The organism is Robbsia sp. KACC 23696 (assembly GCF_039852015.1).
Lineage (GTDB): Bacteria > Pseudomonadota > Gammaproteobacteria > Burkholderiales > Burkholderiaceae > Robbsia.
In genome coordinates, this window is sequence record NZ_CP156628.1 from 160,434 (window position 1) to 177,691 (window position 17,258).

Genomic DNA, 17,258 nt, shown 5'->3' on the forward strand with positions numbered 1-17,258 from the left:
CCATCGACGCCTTTATGAAAATCCTGTTCTCGCCGTTTTCCCCTTACGTCCGCAAATGTCTGACCACCGCGCATGAGTTGGGCGTCCATGACGCGCTCTTGCTGTTGCCATCGAACGCGCATCCGGTCAATCGCGATCAGACGATCATCAAGGCCAATCCACTCGGCAAGGTTCCCACTTTCTTCACCGACGATGGTCTCGTACTGTTTGATAGCCGCGTCATCTGCGAATATTTGAACGACGTCCATGGCGGTGCGTTGTTCCCGGCAGCGGGCGAAAGCAAGTGGCGCAGCTTGACGCTGCAGTCGCTCGGCGACGGCATGCTCGATGCACTGCTGCTCGCACGCTATGAGGATGTCGCCCGACCGGAGGCGCTACGCTGGGATGAATGGCGTGCCGGACAACTCGACAAGGTGGAAACGTCGCTGCAGTATCTGGAGGCGCGCCCGACATTGCTCGGCGAACGTTTCTGCATCGGTCAGATTACCGTGGGTTGTGCGCTGTGGTATCTGGGCATCCGATTCCCGGACCACGGCTGGGCCGAGCGTTTTCCGGCGCTGGCCGAGTGGTACAGCCGATTTGCCCAGCGGCCGAGCCAGAAGCAGGCGTGGGCGCTTTCCTGACAGCTATCGTCGATGGGTCGCTTTCGCGTCAGCCGCGGCGCCCGCCGGTCCAGCGGCTGGCCGTGATTACGCCAGCAATGGCCACCCCCACCAGCAGCAAGGCGACCAAGGACAGCCCGACTTGCAGATTGCTGAGATGGGAGACGAAGCCCACGCCTGCCGGTCCGGCGAGAATGCCGGCATAGCCCAATGTCGTGATGGCGGGCACGGCGACGCTTTGCGGCATGCGATTCTGGCGTCCTACCGCGCTGAAGAGCACCGGCACGATATTGGCGCAGCCGACGCCGACCAAGGCATAGCCCGCCAAGGTGGCTGGCCACCACGGCAACCACGTCGCCAGCAGCAGACCGGCGGCCGCACTGAGCGCGCCGGCGACGATGATGGCCCGTTCGCCCAGACGCGCGACGATGCGATCGCCTAGCAGTCTTCCGATCGTCATCGTCGTCGCAAACGCGGCATAACCCAGGCCGGAAACGGACGCGGGTACATGGTGCGTCTGGTTGAGAAAGACGGCGCCCCAATCGAGAACGGCGCCCTCGGTCAGGAACGCGACGAAAGTCATCGCACCGATCAGCAGCACGATGCCCCGTGGCAGCGCGAAGGACGGGCCGTCCTTGGGATTGGCATAGGGCAGCAGCCGTGGTGCGGCAAGGCAGAGCAGCCCCACCGTCAACGCGACCCCGGCCAATGTGGCCTGCAACGGCGACAGGCCGGCCGCCAACAATACGCTGATCGCCCCGGCGCCCGCCATGCCGCCGACGCTGAAGAGGCCGTGAAAGCCCGACATCATCACGGTGCCGCTCTCCCGTTCGACGATGATCGCCTGCATATTCATGGCGACGTCGAACGTGCCGGCACCGGCACCGAAAATCAGCAGGGCGGCAACGAAAACCGGAATGCTGTCCGTGGTGGCGAGCAAGGGCAGCGTGCCGCAAATCAGCGCACCGGCAAAAAGCAGCAATGCGCGGCAGCCGAGTCGCGCCGCGGCAGCGCCCGCCAAGGGCATGGCGGCGACGGACCCGCCGCCCAGGCACAGCAGCAACAAGCCGAGCGTGCCATCGCTGACATCGAGTCGTGCCTTGGCAAACGGGACAAGGGCCGCCCAGACGGCCGTTGCGAGGCCGGACAGCAGAAACACCCAGCGCGTGGCCCATTGCTCGCCGCGTCCGATGGCGAGGGCGGAGGCGGTCGATGCGGAAAAATCGGGAGATTTACGCGAATTCACAGGAAGCGCCGTCACGCGAGAGAGCAAGGCTAGACAGCTTACAGGATTCGCAATGGCCCTTGCACAACCGTGGACCATTCGGTCCACTTTCAGAAACGGACGATGGCGCGGCGTCCGGTGCGTTGCCGCGCTTAGAGAAACCGCGACGGCGCAAACGGCGTCGGGTCGATGGGCGGCCCCTCCCCGTGCATCAAGGCGCCGAGCAGCGATGCGGTGCCCGTGCCGGTGCTGAAACCGATGTGCTGATGCCCGAAGGCGCACCACAAGCCCTCGCGGCCGGGTACGGCGCCGATCATCGGGCGGCTGTCCGGTAGCGTCGGGCGGCGGCCCATCCACGGCGTCTGCTGCAATGCCTCGCCGAGCGGAAACGCCTCGCGCGCGGACGCTTCGACCAAGTCCATTTGCACTGGCCGTGGGAGCGCGTCGCAGTCGGCCAGCTCGACGCCGGTAGACAGCCGCAAGCCCATTTCCATGGGCGACATCACATAACCGGCCGCGGTGTCGTAGATTGGCCGATTCAGCCCCGCCCCGGACTGTGCCGCGAAATGGCGATGATAGCCCCGCTCGAATGCCATCGGCACGCGCAGACCCAATTGGGCGAAGAGCGCTTTCGACCAGGGCCCGAGGGCGACCACGACATCCCGCGCGCGCCATTGACGCGCATCGTCGGCGACGACCTGCCAGTCCTGGCCATCCCGAGCGATCGACGTCACCTGTGCTTGCACGATCCGGCCGCCGCGCGCCTGAAACAACGCGGCATAGGCGGCGACCACGGCGCCGGGATTGTCGACGGAACGGCTGTCCTTGACCCACAGGCCTCGCGGGAACAGCGGGGCCAAACTCGGTTCCAGCGCTTTCACGCCCTCGGCGTCGAGCGTCTCGATATCGATGCCGAACTGCCTGTAGATCTGCTGAGAGAACGCGCTTCCCGCATAGCCGACCTCGGAGCGATACAGAAAGAGCCAGCCGTTCTCCCGCAAGCGGTGCGTGACGCCCGCCTCGGCCAGCAAGCGCAGGTGCTCGCCGTTCGACAACTGGATCAACGCGTCTAGCGCGCGCGCCGTCTGCGAAAAAACGTGTTCGCGCGAATGTGCCAGGAAGGACAGCGCCCACCGCGTCTCGCGCAGCAAATAACCGAGCCGATAGCGGAATTGCGGCGTATTGTTTCCGAGCAGCTTGGGCAAGGCATGACGAAGCGTCGGATTATTGAACGGCACGATGGAACTCCGTGCAAAGCACCCGGCGTTGCCATACGACGTCTCCAGGCCCGGCGCGCGCCGATCGATCAAGGTGACACGTGCGCCACGACGCTGCATTTCCAGCGCACAGCAGACGCCGACCATCCCGGCGCCGACGATCACGATGTCGCGTTCCATATCAGTATTCTTGAAATTCGAGGAAGAGAGGATGTCGCAGGTGCTCGATGCGTCCGAGCCGTCGGCGCGCAGTGTACCGTGCCACCTGCTTTTTGTGCAGCTCGCCGCGCGTGTTCGTTGTCGTCGGTGCATCGTTACAACGAGGCGACTGATGCGGCAAGTGCCGCGCGTCGCGTCGGGTCCGGGTTATCCTGTTAGTAACGGCTGTGAAAGGTAAGGGAGAAAAACGCGATGGGCATGTTGGTGGAAGGGCAATGGCGTACCGACTGGTACGACACGAAGGCGCATGGCGGTGAATTCGTCCGAGAAAAGGCGAAGCTGCGCGGCTATCTGATCGATCCGGATTCTGGCGCGCGGGAGTCCGAGCGGGGAGTACTGGCCACGCCCGGCCGTTTCCATCTGTATGCGTCGCTTGCCTGTCCGTGGGCGCATCGCGTACTGATCGTGCGCAATATCAAGGGGCTGGCGCCGCTGATCGACGTGTCGATCACGAGCCCGATGATGGGGGATGACGGCTGGACCTATGACACGTCGACTGGCTCGACCGGCGATACGCTGAACGGCAAGGCCTTCCATCGCGATCTCTATACCTTGAGCGACCCGCAGTACACCGGGCGCGTGACGGTGCCGGTGCTATGGGACAAGCAGCGGGGCAATATCGTCAATAACGAGTCGGCGGAACTGATGCGGATGCTGAATACGGCATTCGACAGCCAGACCGGTAACAAGATCGATCTCTATCCCGAACCGTGGGCGATCGAGATCGACGTGTTGAACGATTACATTTACGACCGTATCAACAACGGTGTCTATAAAGCGGGATTCGCATCGGAGCAGGGCGTGTACGAGCGCCATGTCGGGCGTCTCTTCGAGGCGCTGGACGAAATGGACAAGCGTCTATCTGACCAACGCTTCCTGATGGGCGCCTATATCACCGAGACCGATATCCGCCTGTTCACCACGCTGGTGCGTTTCGACGCCGTGTATCACGGCCATTTCAAATGCAATATCCGACGCATCGCCGATTACCCGCATTTGTCCGGCTATTTGCGCGAGCTGTATCAAATACCGGAGATTCGCGAGACGGTCTCGTTCGACCATATTAAACGGCACTACTACGGCAGCCATCCGACGATCAATCCGAATCGCATCGTGCCGGTCGGGCCAGCCGATACGCTCGACCAGCCGCATGGTCGCGACGGACTCGACGGCAAAGGGTTCTATCGGGCCTGACGGCGTTCCGCGTCGGCGCGTTTGGCTTTGCGGTCGGCTTTCCGGACCAGGGAGCGTTGCAGCGAGCGCGCCATCCATCGGGCAATGGCCGGTCCGAAGAGCACGACGGTCAAAAAGCGCGCCATCTGCAGTGACATGACGAACGGCATGTCGACATTCGGCGCGCCGGCGGCAATGATCGCGACGGAATCCGCGCCGCCGGGACTCATCGCCAGATAGGCGGTCAACGGATCGACGCCCGATACCTTCACCAGGATCGCGGCGAAGCCGCCGCAGCAGGCAACCAAGGCCAGAGTCGACAAGAGCACGCGCGGAAAAGCGCTGGCCGCGTGACTGACCACTTCGCGCGTAAAGCGCAGACCGATCGTCCAACCCACCAAGGCATAGCTGGCCGCAAGCAGCCAGTAAGGCAGGGTTATTTCGACAAGACCGGCATGCGACAGCACGATGCTCAAGGCCATTGGAATCAACAAGGGGCCGGCAGGAATGCGGAAGCGCAGGCCGATCATGATGCCGACCGCGACGATCGCCAAGGTTGCCGCCAGCCATTCCCACTGCAACGGTGGAAACCAGACGGGACTCGGCAGCACGTGCACGATGTCGTGCGTCGAGCTGACGTGCAAGCTGTAGCGCGCCACGGCCGATGCGACGACGGCGACGACGACCACTCTCAAATACGCCATGAAGGCGACCAATCGGGTATCGGCGCCGAACGAGCCGGCCATCAAGGTCATCGCCGTGGCGGCGCCCGGGAAACTGCCCCAGATCGCCGTCGTATTGGGCAAAACCTGCAGCCGGCCTAGCAAATAGCCCAGCAGGCAGCTGGCCAACAGCACCGACAGCACGGCCAATGTGAACATTTCCCAATGTTTGCCGATCTCGATGAAAATCGTCGGCGGCACTTTCGTGGCAATCATGCTGCCGACGACCCCCTGTGCCGTATAGAAAGGGATTTTCGGCACCTTGATGGCCGCGCGCTGCGTCGCGAGTGCGATCCCCGCGACCAACGGGCCGAGCAGTAAGGAGGCGGACAGGCCGGCCCGCATCATCAGCCAGGAAACGATTGCCGATAAGGCGAGCAGCGTCGCCCACTGGGCGGGCATCGTACGTAGCGGTCCCTCAGTCAGGGCGCGAGAGACAAAGGACATGGGGTGGCGAGCGGTCATAAGGGTGCGTGAACGCAAGCGCTCGCCACTTGGCGCAGTCTGAAATGACCGGTCGCTCGACGGCAGCGCTTGCGTAGGACGGTATTCGGCCGCATCGTACTCAGACCGGCTAGAGCGATGCTTATGCCATAATGCGACAATTACTTATGCGAGGATCGCCTCGCATAACGAAATGGAATTGTTGAGGATGGACTCGCAAAAGTCAAATCGTTTGCCTGTCATCGACTCGGGCGCCGACGTCGCTTCGAGTCTCGGTTTTGGCGGGTCGGACAGCGGGACGGCGGGTCGCCGGCCGAGCGAGCGGTCCGGCGTCGACCGGTCTGCCGTGGCACCGAAGCGTGCACGCGGCAGATTGCGCGTGGAGGCGATCCTCGCCGCGAGCGCGGCCGTATTCGCCGAGCAGGGCTATGACGCTGCCACGATGACCGAGATCGCGCAGCGCGCCGACACCGCGATCGGCTCCTTATACCGCTTCTTTCCGAACAAGACGGCGCTGGCGGACATGTTGGTCGATCGATATGCGGCCCATGTCGTGACCTTGCTGAGCGACGTGACGCGACGCTGCGACGTCGAGATGGCGCGGGGTGAAGGGGCGATGGGTCTCGCCGATGCGCTGATCGGCATGATGACGACGCTAATGGCCGAGCGTGCTTCTGTCCTCGCCCTGGTCGATGCTCAGGGGGCGGCGTCGGCGCCATTACGCGCGCGCTTGCGAGATGCGATGCTCGAACGGCTGGTCTTGCTGCTGCAACAAGTGACCGCCGCACAAGCGGCGCCCGCATTGGCGTCGGCGAAGGTCATCTTGTTGCTACTGAAAGGCGTGCCGACGTTTGCCGATGCCGATACCGCCGAACGCGATACGCTGCTGACGCATTTGCGCGCCTTGATCGCCCATCAGATCATGCGGACGTGAGTCTTATCGTGGCTAAGACGATTGCGTCCTTCCCCATTAGAAAAATGCTGCAAACGGCCTATCCCAGCGTGGAACGCCCCAGCCGACGCGATGTATGGATTACAATTGCCGCTGCCGGTATCGCGACACTGCGCGTTCTGCGGCTAGCCCCCTTCGTTCATCCCGCCGCCGTCGGCGCGTGCGCCCCTGGAGACTCTTGATGGATCACCCGCTCTCCCTGGCCGGCGCACCGATGGACGCGTTCCACGTGTGCGCCTTCTTTGATAGCCGCGATCTGGAGTACGACGTCCTGACCCCGTTTTACATCCAGGGTTTTGAAAACGGCGAAAAGAACATCCATATCATCGATCCGGCGCTGATCGACGACCATCGCCTCCGTCTGCAGCGCGCGGGCGTCGACGTTGCGCATTGCGAGGCGTGTGGCCAGTTGGAAATCGCCAGTTGGCCGAAAGCCTATTTCGACGGCGATGGACGCTTCGATAAGGACCGGATGCTCGGCATGATCGATCGCATGACCGCCGCAACGCGCGAGGCCGGTTTTACGCGGCTGCGGATCATGGGCAATATGGATTGGGCCTTCCAGGACGGACCGGCAAAGACCGATTTGATCCTGTACGAATCCGAAGTCAACGAGGTGCTGGAGCGGAACTGTCAGCCGGCGATCTGCGTCTACGATATGGCCAAACTGTCCGGTGCAACGCTGATGGATGTCTTGCGCACGCATCCGCTGACGTTGATCAATGGCGTGGTCCAGGAGAATCCGTTTTTCACACGGCCCTCGGACATGATGAAGGAAATCGAAGCACGCAAAGCGCGCGCGGCGGCCTGAGCGCTCCGTTTCTCGAGAACCACTTTGAATAGCCTGAGCACCCCGCCGGTCGAATCGGACGACCGCCCGACGCCGCTGGATGCACCGGAGCAGAGTCTGCGCGACTTGATGGGCCTGCTGGCATTGCCTGCGCTATGGTCCGGTCGAGATGGCGAAGCCATCGTCGGCTTGATGACGGAGGCGGTCGAGAGCGTGGTGCCCCTGCACGTTTGCTACATCGACGTGCCGCTGCTGCGCAGCAAGCCGGCGTTCGTGCGGCTCCGGCTGGCCGGCCAAGATTTGACCGAGGCGCAGGCCCAGACCTTGGGTTGGGCCGATACCATCCGGCAATGGTATGCCTTCCCGATCGGCACCCGCGTCGTGCTGTCCGAAACGCCGGCGGGCCCGATGCGCATGGTGCGCCTTAGCCTCGGATTCGATTCGGGACAGGGCAGCGTCTGGTTCGGCGCGACGGCGGCCGATTTCCCCTCGGTCAATCAGGTCGCGCTGCTACGCGCGGCCACATCCCTTGCCGCGACGGGGATCGTGTCGGCACGGGCCGCCTACGAACGGGAAGAAGCCCATCAGGCAAAAGACGAGTTCCTGGCGATGCTCGGCCATGAGCTGCGTAACCCGCTGGCACCCATCTCGACGTCGCTGGCCTTGATTCGACGCGATCGCGGCAACGTTCCTGAGAAATACCACGACATCATCGAGCGCCAGGTCGCCCATCTATCGCGTCTGGTCGAGGATTTATTGGATGTCAGTCGTATCACGCGCGGGAAGATCGTGCTGCAGCGTGAAGCGATCTGCGTCGGCCCGATCGTCATGCGCGCGGTGGAAGCGGTCAGCCCCTTGATCGAGCAGCGTCAGCAGCGCCTGTCGATCGATATCGCCGATGAAAGCGCGTTGCTCTATGCGGATCTAACGCGCATGACGCAGGCCATCAGTAATCTGCTCAACAATGCCGCGAAATACACGCAGCCGGGTGGCGCGATTCATATTGCCGCACGCGTGGTGCGGCGTGATCTGATGCTGTCGGTCGTCGATAACGGTGCCGGCATCGCGCCCGATCTGATGCCTAAATTGTTCAGTATCTTCGAACAGGGTCGGGTAACGATCGACCGCTCCGATGGCGGTCTAGGCATCGGATTGGCGCTCGTCAGGAACCTCGTGGAACTGCACGATGGTCAGGTACTCGCCCATAGCGACGGCCCTGGCCTGGGCGCCACGTTCACCATCAACGTGCCGCTCGCGACGCCGGAGCAGATCGCGCTGTCGCTGGCGGCGCCGGTGCATCACCCGGTCAGCGCCGCCGATGGTGCCGGCGTGCGTGTCCTGCTCGTCGACGATAACGCCGATGGGCTGGCGGCGATGGAAGCCTTCCTGTCCGAAATGGGCTTCGTCGTGGCAACGGCTGCTGACGCCGTGCAAGCCCTGGATCTGGCCGAGCATTTCGATCCCGCCGTCGCGGTACTGGATATCGGCTTACCCGGCATGAATGGCTTCGAATTGGCCGCCGCCTTGCGTAGCCAGGCGCGCCATGCCGACCTCCGGCTTTTTGCCCTGACGGGATATAGCCAGGCGGAAGACCTCAGACGCTCTTCCAGTGCGGGGTTCGAGCGCCACTTCGTCAAACCGGTGGCTTTGTTCGATCTGGTCGATGCGTTGAACAGCGACGTGCTCGCACTGCGTCAGACGAGCGCCTGAGCGTGGGCGACGACGTCGCGGCGCGCCCTGTTACAAAGCGGGATGGCGATCGGCGGTAAAATAGTCGGGCCTTATCACTACTGAGTCCACCAACATGAGCAAAGCGAATTCGAGTGCGCAAGAGCAAGCGCTCGACATGGTCATCTTCGGCGGCGCCGGCGATCTTTCGATTCGGAAGCTTCTGCCGGCCTTGTTCATGGCGCACGTCCATAAAAGCCTGCCCGCATCGACGCGAGTGATTGCCGTTGGCCGGACCAAGTATTCCCGTGAGGACTATCTCGCGCTGATCAATGAGAAGTCCTTTCCCTTTATCGAGAAGAGCGATGCCGATCCGAAGGCATGGGCCGCTTTCCTCGAATTGCTGGACTATGTCGCGATCGATGCAGCGGTATCGGGCGATTACCAGCGTCTGGTGTCGGCCTGCCAGCCGAATTCCTTGAAGGTGTTCTATCTGGCGACCGCACCGGATCTGTTCAGCGGCGTCTGCGAGAACCTGTCGGCGGTGGGATTAGCGGACGAGCACGCCCGCGTCGTACTGGAAAAGCCGCTCGGCCATGATCTCGCGTCGGCGAAAGCGATCAATTCGACGGTCACGAAATACTTCCCCGAAGAGCGCATCTATCGCATCGACCATTACCTCGGTAAAGAGACCGTTCAGAACCTGATGGTGCTGCGCTTCGGCAATCCGATCTTCGGCCCGCTGTGGCAGGCGCCGTATATCAAAAGCGTGCAGATCACCGTGGCCGAATCGGTCGGCGTGGGCAGTCGGGCGGATTTCTACGACCATACCGGTGCGATGCGCGATATGGTGCAGAACCATCTGATGCAATTGCTCTGCATCGTGGCGATGGAGCCGCCGGTATCGCTGGACTCGGACGCGGTACGCGACGAGAAGGTCAAAGTGTTGCGCTCGTTGCGCCCGATGTCGAACGAATCGATCTCGCGCGATGTGATCCGCGCGCAATACAGCGCCGGCGTCGTCGACGGCGCGCCGGTGCAGGGCTATCGCGACGAAAAGGACGTCCCGGCGGACAGCGATACGGAAACCTTCGTGGCATTGCGTGTCATGATCGACAATTGGCGGTGGGCGAACGTGCCCTTCTTCCTGCGCACCGGCAAGCGTTTTCCGGAGCGGCGCTCGGAGATCGTCATCGAGTTTGCCGATATGCCGTTCTCGATCATCCCGCGCTCCGGCGAAGGCAGCGCGAACCGGTTGGTGATCCGCCTGCAACCGGAAGAGTCGATCCAGTTGCAGATGCTGGCGAAAGAGCCGGGCAGCGGCTTGAATACCTTGCCGGTCAGTCTGGACCTCGATTTGCAGAGCGCCATGTCCGGACGGCGTGCGGAGGCCTACGAGCGTCTGCTGATCGACGTCATCCGCGGCCGTCTGACGCACTTCATGCGCTCCGATGAATTGGAAGCGGCATGGTCCTGGGTCGAGGAAATCCTGAACGGCTGGAAGCGTTTGGGTATTCGGACGCATCGCTACGCGGCGGGTACCTACGGGCCGCCGGCTTCGTATGCCCTGATGGCACGGAACCAGACCTCCTGGCCCGAGAACCTGTAATTCTCGAACGATCGCTGCGCCGCAAGGGCAGCGATCGTTTTTTCTTCATACAGTTGCAAAGCTAACCATTTTCGGATGTAATACGCGGCATGTTCGATCATTGCCTTTATTTCAATTCGACTGCGCTGGCGCGAACCGTCGAGCGCGAGTGGACAGCCGCCTATGCGGTTTTCGGGCTCACGCCGCCGCAGGGCTTCGTGCTGCGCGTCGTCTTGGCGCGCGAGGCCTGTCTGGCCAGTGAGATTGCTGAAACGTTGGCGATTTCGCGACCGACGGCGACGAGGCTGATCGATACCCTCTGTGGCAAAGGCTTGATAGAACGACATCAGGCCGAAGCCGATGGGCGGGAATGGCGGATCGTCCCGACCGAGGCCGGCAAAGCAATGGCGGCGCCGCTGAATCACGCCAGCGCACAGATCGCGCAACGGCTGAAGCGGAAGGTGGGGGCCGAGCGATTCGAGCGCACGGTCGACGAGATGAAAACGATCCGCTCCTCCTTGACCTGATTTTTTTTCCTCTTATAGTTAGCAAGCTAACTATAAGAAACGACACAAAGGCGATGCGGTACAAGCGTGTCGCGTCGATCGCAATCTTGGAAACAGGAGTGTCATTAGTGGCGCTAGTGCTCGCAGGGAACCGCGCGCGATCGCGGGGCGGTGTCGGCCGCACATTGATTGCGACCAGTTTTGGATTTATCGTCGTGCAACTCGACGTGACGATCGTGAACGTCGCGCTGCCGCAGATCGGCACTGCGCTCGGATCCGGTATTGGCGCGCTGCAATGGATCGTCGATGCTTATACGCTCGCCTTCGCATCCTGTTTGCTCACGGCCGGTGCGACCGCGGATCGATTCGGTAGTCGCGCTGTTTTTATCGTCGGTCTGACGGTATTTGGTGCGGCCTCCTTGGGCTGTGCGTGTGCGCCCACGATGGCGTGTTTGATCGTTGCAAGGACGCTTCAGGGACTGGCCGCGGCGCTTATCTTGCCGACGTCGCTGTCCTTGCTTTCTCATGCCTGCGCGGACGATGCCGCGGCCCGAGCGCGGGCAATTGGATGGTGGACGGCGATCGGCGGTGCCGTCAGCGCAGTGGGGCCGGTCGCCGGCGGCCTTCTCAGCACGGCGTTCGGCTGGCGGGCCATTTTTCTTGTCAATGTGCCGGTCTGCGCAGCCGGCCTGTGGCTGACGTTCCGTCATGTGCGCGAAACGGTACCGGTGGCCGAACGTCGACTGGATGGCGCGGGGCAGGCGCTATCGGTGGTCGCGCTGTTTCTCATGACGCACGCTGTGATCGAGGCGGGCGCGAAGGGGTGGAATGCCGGCGCAGTCTGGATCGGTTTCGCGGGCGCGGCGGTGGCGGGCGTACTGTTTCTCGTCAACGAGGCGTGCGTGTCCACGCCGATGATTCCGCTGTCCTTGTTTGCCAACAAAGCATTGTCGGCATCGGTCCTTCTTGGCTTTATCTCGAATTTGACGTTCTACGGCCTTGTCTTCGTACTCGGCCTCTACTTTCAACGCGTCAAACACTACAGTCCGATCCAGACCGGATTGGCACTGGCTCCCTTTACGGTGATCATGTTGGCGAACATGGCGAGTGGGCATTTGACGCGACGATTTGGGGCGAAAGCGTTGACGGTGGCCGGCAGCCTCCTGTGCGCATCGAGTTTCATGCTGCTCCATGGCATCGGTCCACAGACGCCGTATGTCTTGATTTTTCCGAGCCTGATTTTGCTCGCGGTGGGATCGGGTATCAGCACGCCGGCGATGACAGCGGCGATTCTCGATAACGTCGACGCCTCGCGCGCCGCGACGGCATCGGCGATTTTTAATGCGGCGCGGCAGATCGGTAGCGCGATGGGTGTGGCCTTGTTCGGCGCAACGTTGCTAGGCTCCGCCGCGACGATGACGGCCGGTGCCGTGCGGGCTTTCGATGTGTCCGCGATGCTGAGAGTGTTGAGCGCGGCATTCGCGTTAGCGTGCTAACCAGACGGCCTGTGCACTGCCTAACGTTGGCGTCGTCCCGCGCCATAGACAGGGCGTTTGCGACATCCGTAGCACCGGGCCGAGCGTTTTCAAATCGCCATAGGCGGTGTCGTCGTCGTACACGGCGAGTGCGTCGAATTCGGCGGGCGTCAGGCGATTCGGCGCATCGGCAAATCCTTCGATCAGTCCCTGTCTCTGCAGGAACATCGCTGCCTGACAAAGCGACACCTGAACGCGATAGCTGCCCCCTTCGCGCGCGCGTCGCGCTAACGCGAGCATGGCGCCATAGCTTGCGAGGAAGCCGGTGAGAAAGTCGCACATGAAGACAGGGGTGAGCTGCGGTTGCCCGGCGCCTAGCGCGAGGCCTTGCGTGTGGCAGATCCCGGTGACCGCCTGTGCGACCTGATCCCATCCCGCGCGATCGCCGAATGGGCCGCCCGATCCGAAGCAATTGACCGATACGTGAATTAGGCCGGGCCGCAGCGCCAACAGATCCTCGACACCGAAACCATGGGCGGAGAGACGGTTCGGACGATAACCGTCGATGACGACATCGGCTTCCTTGACGAGTCGCCGCAGCGTGGCCGCTTGGTCGGCCTGATCCATATCCAGAAAACAACTGCGTTTGCCATGGCTGGTGTCCCGCACGAAGGACGCTACTTGCGGTAGATGCGGCGCGGTGACCATCAGCACATCGGCGCCATGTTCGGCCATGCCCAAGCCGGCGGTAGGGCCGGCGAGAATGCGCGTGTGGTCCAACACGCGAATGCCCGATAGCGGGTAGTCGCCGGCGGGAAGGGGCTCCGGTTCGCCGTCTGCCAATTTCGTGATCTCGACCACCGGCCGGCTCGCGAGGTAGGCGCCATGGGGGTGCGCAAGCCATGCTTCGGGCGTTCGCACCTTGCCGGCGCAGGCTTGCGCATCGGCAATCGCGTCCTCGAGTGCATCGGCATCCCAGCCCGCCACCGCGGCGCGCACGTCGTCCACCGAACTGGCGCACTGTAGCACCCCGAGCACGCGTTTTTCGAGGTGCGGCAGATTCGTATGCGGCAATAGCCATCCTCCGTCGCGTGTGCGCCATGGTTGCGTGAGGGACACCATATGGCGCATGGCATCGGAATAGGGGATGCCTTGGTAGATGCCGTTCGCGTCCTTGCACTGCGTCATGTCGCCACCGTAGAGCGACGTGGCTGCCGCGGCGCGGACATCGACGCTGATCCGCTGGCGCGAGCCGGTGCGGATTTCCCACAAGTCATTGGCGGCCACGCCGCGCGCCGCCAAGGCCATGGCCGCCGTTTCGCCGATGCGAAAGGGCGAGGTGAAGAGCGGGTCTGCACCGTGTATATCGACTTCGTCGCGCGATGGCATGCCGCGCCCGCGTATGGCCATTAGTTCGCGGAAGCCATCGTCTTGATCGATTCTGTTCGTCATGTGATTGATCGCAATAAATCAGGAAGCGTCGGGTGTTACTGCAGTGAAACGTTGTTCGTCGAAACCGGCGCTTTCTCGCGCAGCGACACCGTAAAGCAGACGAGGAAGGCCAGCGGCACGGTGAACAGCGCCGGTGGATCGATGGAGAACATCGGTTGCGTAAAGCCGAATACCTTCACCCAGACCGAGGGTCCGAGAACCGTCAGCGTCAGCGACGACATCAAGCCCGCGAGTCCGCCCCATACGGCACCGCGTGCCGTGAAGCGCTTCCAGTAGATCGCCAGTAGCAAAACGGGAAAGGTGGACGAGCAGGAGATCGAAAACGCGAGGCTGATCATGTAGGCGATGTTCTGATTCTTGAAGACCAGCGCCAACAGGATCGCAACGATGCCGAGTGCCACGACGGAAAGTCGCAATACGGTCAGTTCGGACGTTTTAGTCGGTTTGCCCTTGGCGTACACGCAACGATAGAGGTCATGCGAAATCGCGGAGGCGCCGGACAGCGTCAGGCCGGCGACGACGGCGAGGATGGTCGCAAACGCGACAGCCGAGAGAAAGCCGAGCAATGCGCCGCCGCCCAGTGCATCGGCGAGATGCAGCGCGACCGAATTGCCGCCGCCGATCAGCGCGCCATGCACATCGAAAAATCGTGGCGCTCGGTGCAGAAAGCAGATCGCGCCCACGCCGATGATAAAGATCATTGCGTAGAAACCGTTCATCAGAATCGTGGCCCAGAGAACCGAGCTGCGCGCGGCGCGTGCATCGGGCACCGTAAAAAAGCGCATCAAGACGTGCGGCAAGCCGGCGGTGCCGAACATCAGCGCTATGCCAAGCGAGAGCGCGGACAGATGCGATTGCGAAAAGGCGCTGGCGGTCAAGATGCCTTCTCCTTTCGGGCTCGTCGCCACCGCATCGCGCAGCAACAGCGCATAGCTGAAGCCGTAGTGACGCATGATCAGGAAGCAGAGAAAGAGGCAGCCCGACAGCATCAGAATCGCTTTGACGATCTGCACCCAGGTTGTCGCCATCATCCCGCCGAAGACGACGTACAACACCATCAAGATGCCGACTAAAAATAGCGCGAAGAGATAGTCCAGTCCGAAGAGCGTCTGGATCAGTTGCCCGGCGCCCACCATCTGCGCGACGAGATAGAAGAGAACGATGCACAGCGAGGCAATCGCGGCGAAGACGCGCACACCATTCCCCTCCAGTCGGGCGCAGACCACGTCGCTGAAGGTATATTTCCCCAGTTTCCGAAGCGGTCCGGCAAGGAGGAAGACGACGATCGGCATGCCGGTCGTATAGCCGACTGCATAGACCAGACCATCGAATCCATTGCTATAGACAAGGGCGCTCAGACCGAGCAAGGCGCCTGCCGACATCGCGTCGCCGGCGATCGCCAGGCCATTTTGAACGCCACTGATGTTCCCGCCTGCATTATAGAAATCACCGGTGGACCGTACTTTCCTTGCGGCCCACCACGTGATGTAGAGCGTGACGAGGATGATGCCGAAGAACATGGCGATGGACAGCGTGTGGCCATTGCCCTCCGCAGTCGATGTCCCGTTGACAGTGGCCGCATGGGCGCCCGCAGTGAGAAAGAGCACGGCTATCAAGCATTTTTTCATTTTAATCATCGCTCCGACGATCGGCGGCAGGCGACGACATAGATCGCGGTCAGCACGACGCCGAGGAGGATGACCGCAATGCCGGAGACAAACGAAAGGGGCACGCCCGTCGTCAGAAACGCGGATTTCAGCGCGGTCGGGTGGTAAGAACACATCGTGACAAAGGCGAAGTACGCCACGATCTGTATCACGGCGAGCAGTAGGCCCAAGCGGGGCTTGTCGCCGCTGGCGGACTGATCGATTTGCGCGTTTCTCATAGGGTGATCCTGCCTCTCGTTGTGCATCGTTATCGTTGCAGCGGGGCTGCGCATGCGACAGGCAATGCGAGCTGTATGCCGGACCGGGCTGATTTCACTTTTCGAGATGCCTGATATGACGGCAGCAGATGACGGAAGCGACTTTTGTTGGTTTCGCGATCGGCATCTCGGTTTGGACCACTAAAACAAGGGTCGGTCGACGTCGTCGCGCTGCCCTTGTCGGCGTTGCAGTGCACTGATTTGTGGCCGATACCGGCGCCTTGCACCAAAACCGGAGCAGGGTGCTCGCTTACGGTGCGCGACGTGTGCGATACCGCCTCGATGGCGCGCTTTCTTGCTGGGCATGTCCGTTGCTTTGACGGGTGATGGGTTTGACGTGCGCAAGCGAATGGATGAGGCGGTGGATGAACTCGATCGATCTGGTGTATTTCGTCGCGGTGGCGAAAACGGGCAGTATCACGAAAGCGGCCGCATTTCTCGATACCGTGCAGTCCAATGTGACGCAGCGGATCAAGCGGCTGGAAGAAGAGTTGGGTGTCGCGCTGTTTCATCGCAATGGGCGCGGCATGAGCTTGTCGCCGGCGGGGGCGCAGTTGCTGCCGCACGCCAAGCGCATCGATCATGCGATGGATGAAGCGCGGCGCTCTGTGATCGATGCGACAAAGCCGAGTGGCGCGCTGACAGTGGGCGCGATGGAAACGACCGCGGCATTACGCCTGCCCGAGGTCTTGGTCGACTATGCACAGCACTATCCTGACGTCGATATGGTGCTACGAACCAGCACGACGGAACGGCTGCTGGCGGATGTGCTCGATCGAAAAATCGAGGGTGCCATCGTCGCGGGTCCCATCGATCATCCGGAGTTGATGCAGCAGAAAGTGGGCTCGGAGGAGTTGGTGATCGTGACGGCACCCTGGCTTCGCTATCCGCATGGCAATCGTCCGCCCTGGCTGCCATCGGCGACAGAAGCGAAGATTGCGATCTTTCGCAGCGGCTGTTCCTATCGTGAACGGATCGAGCGCCTGCTGATACGGCAGGGGGTGACCAGTATTCGAAGAATGGAGATCGGCAGCCTGGACGGCATCATGGGCTGCGTGCGGGCGGGGATTGCGATCAGCTTGTTGCCATTGTCGGTGGCGACGCCGTTGGCCGATGCCGGCAAGATCGCCGTGCATCGTCTTGCACCCGGGGAAGGGCTGGTGGACTCGGTGTTCGTTCGTCGGCGCGATACCTTCGTGTCGTCCGCATTGGCGCGTTTTGTCGAGACCGTCGCTGCGCACTTCGCTGTTGATACGGAGGGCGCGGAGGCGCCGAGGGCATCGACGTTATCTTGAACGGTC

At 62.1% G+C, this 17,258-nt stretch carries 15 protein-coding genes; 9 read left to right on the plus strand and 6 right to left on the minus strand.

Features of this window, described 5'->3' with window-relative positions; translation table 11 throughout:
• Positions 1–14 precede the first annotated feature (14 nt).
• The gene (locus tag ABEG21_RS22105; RefSeq protein ID WP_347558713.1) at positions 15–623 is read left to right on the plus strand and encodes a glutathione S-transferase; all 609 of its coding nucleotides are present in this window, start codon (positions 15–17) and stop codon (positions 621–623) included.
• A 28-nt stretch (positions 624–651) separates the two neighbouring features.
• On the opposite strand, the gene ABEG21_RS22110 is transcribed toward ABEG21_RS22105, so the two are convergent.
• Together ABEG21_RS22110 and ABEG21_RS22115 are read right to left on the minus strand one after the other, a co-directional pair.
• The gene (locus tag ABEG21_RS22110) at positions 652–1,848 is read right to left on the minus strand and encodes an MFS transporter (RefSeq protein WP_347558714.1); all 1,197 of its coding nucleotides are present in this window, start codon (positions 1,846–1,848) and stop codon (positions 652–654) included.
• 131 nt (positions 1,849–1,979) lie between these two features.
• Positions 1,980–3,224, minus strand: a complete 1,245-nt coding sequence (locus ABEG21_RS22115) for an FAD-binding oxidoreductase (RefSeq protein ID WP_347558715.1) — start codon at positions 3,222–3,224, stop codon at positions 1,980–1,982.
• Between the two features lie 231 nt (positions 3,225–3,455).
• Between ABEG21_RS22115 and ABEG21_RS22120 the strand changes: the two genes are divergently transcribed.
• On the plus strand, positions 3,456–4,457 hold the full coding sequence (locus tag ABEG21_RS22120) for a glutathione S-transferase family protein (protein ID WP_347558716.1): 1,002 nt from the start codon (positions 3,456–3,458) through the stop codon (positions 4,455–4,457).
• Here the strand turns inward: ABEG21_RS22120 and ABEG21_RS22125 are convergent.
• Positions 4,445–5,560 carry an AbrB family transcriptional regulator gene (locus ABEG21_RS22125; RefSeq protein WP_347558717.1) on the minus strand — a complete coding sequence of 372 codons (1,116 nt, stop codon included), beginning with the start codon at positions 5,558–5,560 and terminating at the stop codon, positions 4,445–4,447. The genes ABEG21_RS22120 and ABEG21_RS22125 overlap by 13 nt on opposite strands.
• Before the next feature lie 250 nt (positions 5,561–5,810).
• Between ABEG21_RS22125 and ABEG21_RS22130 the strand changes: the two genes are divergently transcribed.
• The 6 genes from ABEG21_RS22130 to ABEG21_RS22155 all read left to right on the plus strand — a co-directional run bounded on the left by ABEG21_RS22130 (position 5,811) and on the right by ABEG21_RS22155 (position 12,602).
• Entirely contained in the window at positions 5,811–6,536 is a 726-nt protein-coding gene (locus ABEG21_RS22130) for a helix-turn-helix domain-containing protein (RefSeq protein ID WP_347558718.1), read from the plus strand.
• 199 nt (positions 6,537–6,735) lie between these two features.
• A complete protein-coding gene (locus ABEG21_RS22135) occupies positions 6,736–7,365 on the plus strand; it encodes an MEDS domain-containing protein (RefSeq protein ID WP_347558719.1) in 630 nt (209 codons plus the stop codon).
• A gap of 24 nt (positions 7,366–7,389) precedes the next feature.
• Positions 7,390–9,054: an ATP-binding protein gene (locus ABEG21_RS22140; protein WP_347558720.1), complete on the plus strand. Its 1,665-nt coding sequence runs from the start codon at positions 7,390–7,392 to the stop codon at positions 9,052–9,054.
• A 94-nt stretch (positions 9,055–9,148) separates the two neighbouring features.
• Positions 9,149–10,621: a glucose-6-phosphate dehydrogenase gene (zwf, locus tag ABEG21_RS22145; RefSeq protein ID WP_347558721.1), complete on the plus strand. Its 1,473-nt coding sequence runs from the start codon at positions 9,149–9,151 to the stop codon at positions 10,619–10,621.
• 89 nt (positions 10,622–10,710) lie between these two features.
• Entirely contained in the window at positions 10,711–11,127 is a 417-nt protein-coding gene (locus ABEG21_RS22150) for a MarR family winged helix-turn-helix transcriptional regulator (RefSeq protein WP_347558722.1), read from the plus strand.
• A gap of 107 nt (positions 11,128–11,234) precedes the next feature.
• Positions 11,235–12,602, plus strand: a complete 1,368-nt coding sequence (locus ABEG21_RS22155) for an MFS transporter (protein WP_347558723.1) — start codon at positions 11,235–11,237, stop codon at positions 12,600–12,602.
• Here ABEG21_RS22155 and ABEG21_RS22160 read toward each other — a convergent pair.
• Genes ABEG21_RS22160 through ABEG21_RS22170 form a run of 3 tightly spaced genes read right to left on the minus strand, consistent with a single transcriptional unit; the run spans position 12,591 to position 15,918 of the window.
• Positions 12,591–14,033 (minus strand): CoA transferase, encoded by a 1,443-nt coding sequence (locus ABEG21_RS22160; RefSeq protein ID WP_347558724.1) that lies wholly within the window; start codon positions 14,031–14,033, stop codon positions 12,591–12,593. The two genes, ABEG21_RS22155 and ABEG21_RS22160, sit on opposite strands and share 12 nt — an antisense overlap.
• A 35-nt stretch (positions 14,034–14,068) precedes the next feature.
• Positions 14,069–15,661, minus strand: coding sequence for a sodium/solute symporter (locus ABEG21_RS22165; RefSeq protein ID WP_347558725.1), 1,593 nt, complete (start codon positions 15,659–15,661; stop codon positions 14,069–14,071).
• Between the two features lie 5 nt (positions 15,662–15,666).
• On the minus strand, positions 15,667–15,918 hold the full coding sequence (locus tag ABEG21_RS22170; RefSeq protein WP_347558726.1) for a DUF485 domain-containing protein: 252 nt from the start codon (positions 15,916–15,918) through the stop codon (positions 15,667–15,669).
• Positions 15,919–16,322: 404 nt separating this feature from the next.
• Here ABEG21_RS22170 and ABEG21_RS22175 point away from each other — a divergent pair, with 404 nt between their 5' ends.
• Complete coding sequence (locus ABEG21_RS22175; protein WP_347558727.1) at positions 16,323–17,252, plus strand: LysR family transcriptional regulator; 930 nt, start codon at positions 16,323–16,325, stop codon at positions 17,250–17,252.
• Positions 17,253–17,258: the final 6 nt, after the last annotated feature.

What these genes read in the sequence shown, in the direction of transcription:
- ABEG21_RS22165 (WP_347558725.1), bottom strand. Translation starts at nt 15,661, where the DNA reads ATGAAAAAATGCTTGATAGCCGTGCTCTTTCTCACTGCGGGCGCCCAT.
- ABEG21_RS22125 (WP_347558717.1), bottom strand. Translation starts at nt 5,560, where the DNA reads ATGCCCGCCCAGTGGGCGACGCTGCTCGCCTTATCGGCAATCGTTTCC.
- ABEG21_RS22120 (WP_347558716.1), top strand. Translation starts at nt 3,456, where the DNA reads ATGGGCATGTTGGTGGAAGGGCAATGGCGTACCGACTGGTACGACACG.
- ABEG21_RS22160 (WP_347558724.1), bottom strand. Translation starts at nt 14,033, where the DNA reads ATGACGAACAGAATCGATCAAGACGATGGCTTCCGCGAACTAATGGCC.
- zwf (WP_347558721.1), top strand. Translation starts at nt 9,149, where the DNA reads ATGAGCAAAGCGAATTCGAGTGCGCAAGAGCAAGCGCTCGACATGGTC.
- ABEG21_RS22135 (WP_347558719.1), top strand. Translation starts at nt 6,736, where the DNA reads ATGGATCACCCGCTCTCCCTGGCCGGCGCACCGATGGACGCGTTCCAC.
- ABEG21_RS22115 (WP_347558715.1), bottom strand. Translation starts at nt 3,224, where the DNA reads ATGGAACGCGACATCGTGATCGTCGGCGCCGGGATGGTCGGCGTCTGC.
- ABEG21_RS22105 (WP_347558713.1), top strand. Translation starts at nt 15, where the DNA reads ATGAAAATCCTGTTCTCGCCGTTTTCCCCTTACGTCCGCAAATGTCTG.
- ABEG21_RS22150 (WP_347558722.1), top strand. Translation starts at nt 10,711, where the DNA reads ATGTTCGATCATTGCCTTTATTTCAATTCGACTGCGCTGGCGCGAACC.
- ABEG21_RS22175 (WP_347558727.1), top strand. Translation starts at nt 16,323, where the DNA reads ATGAACTCGATCGATCTGGTGTATTTCGTCGCGGTGGCGAAAACGGGC.
- ABEG21_RS22170 (WP_347558726.1), bottom strand. Translation starts at nt 15,918, where the DNA reads ATGAGAAACGCGCAAATCGATCAGTCCGCCAGCGGCGACAAGCCCCGC.
- ABEG21_RS22130 (WP_347558718.1), top strand. Translation starts at nt 5,811, where the DNA reads ATGGACTCGCAAAAGTCAAATCGTTTGCCTGTCATCGACTCGGGCGCC.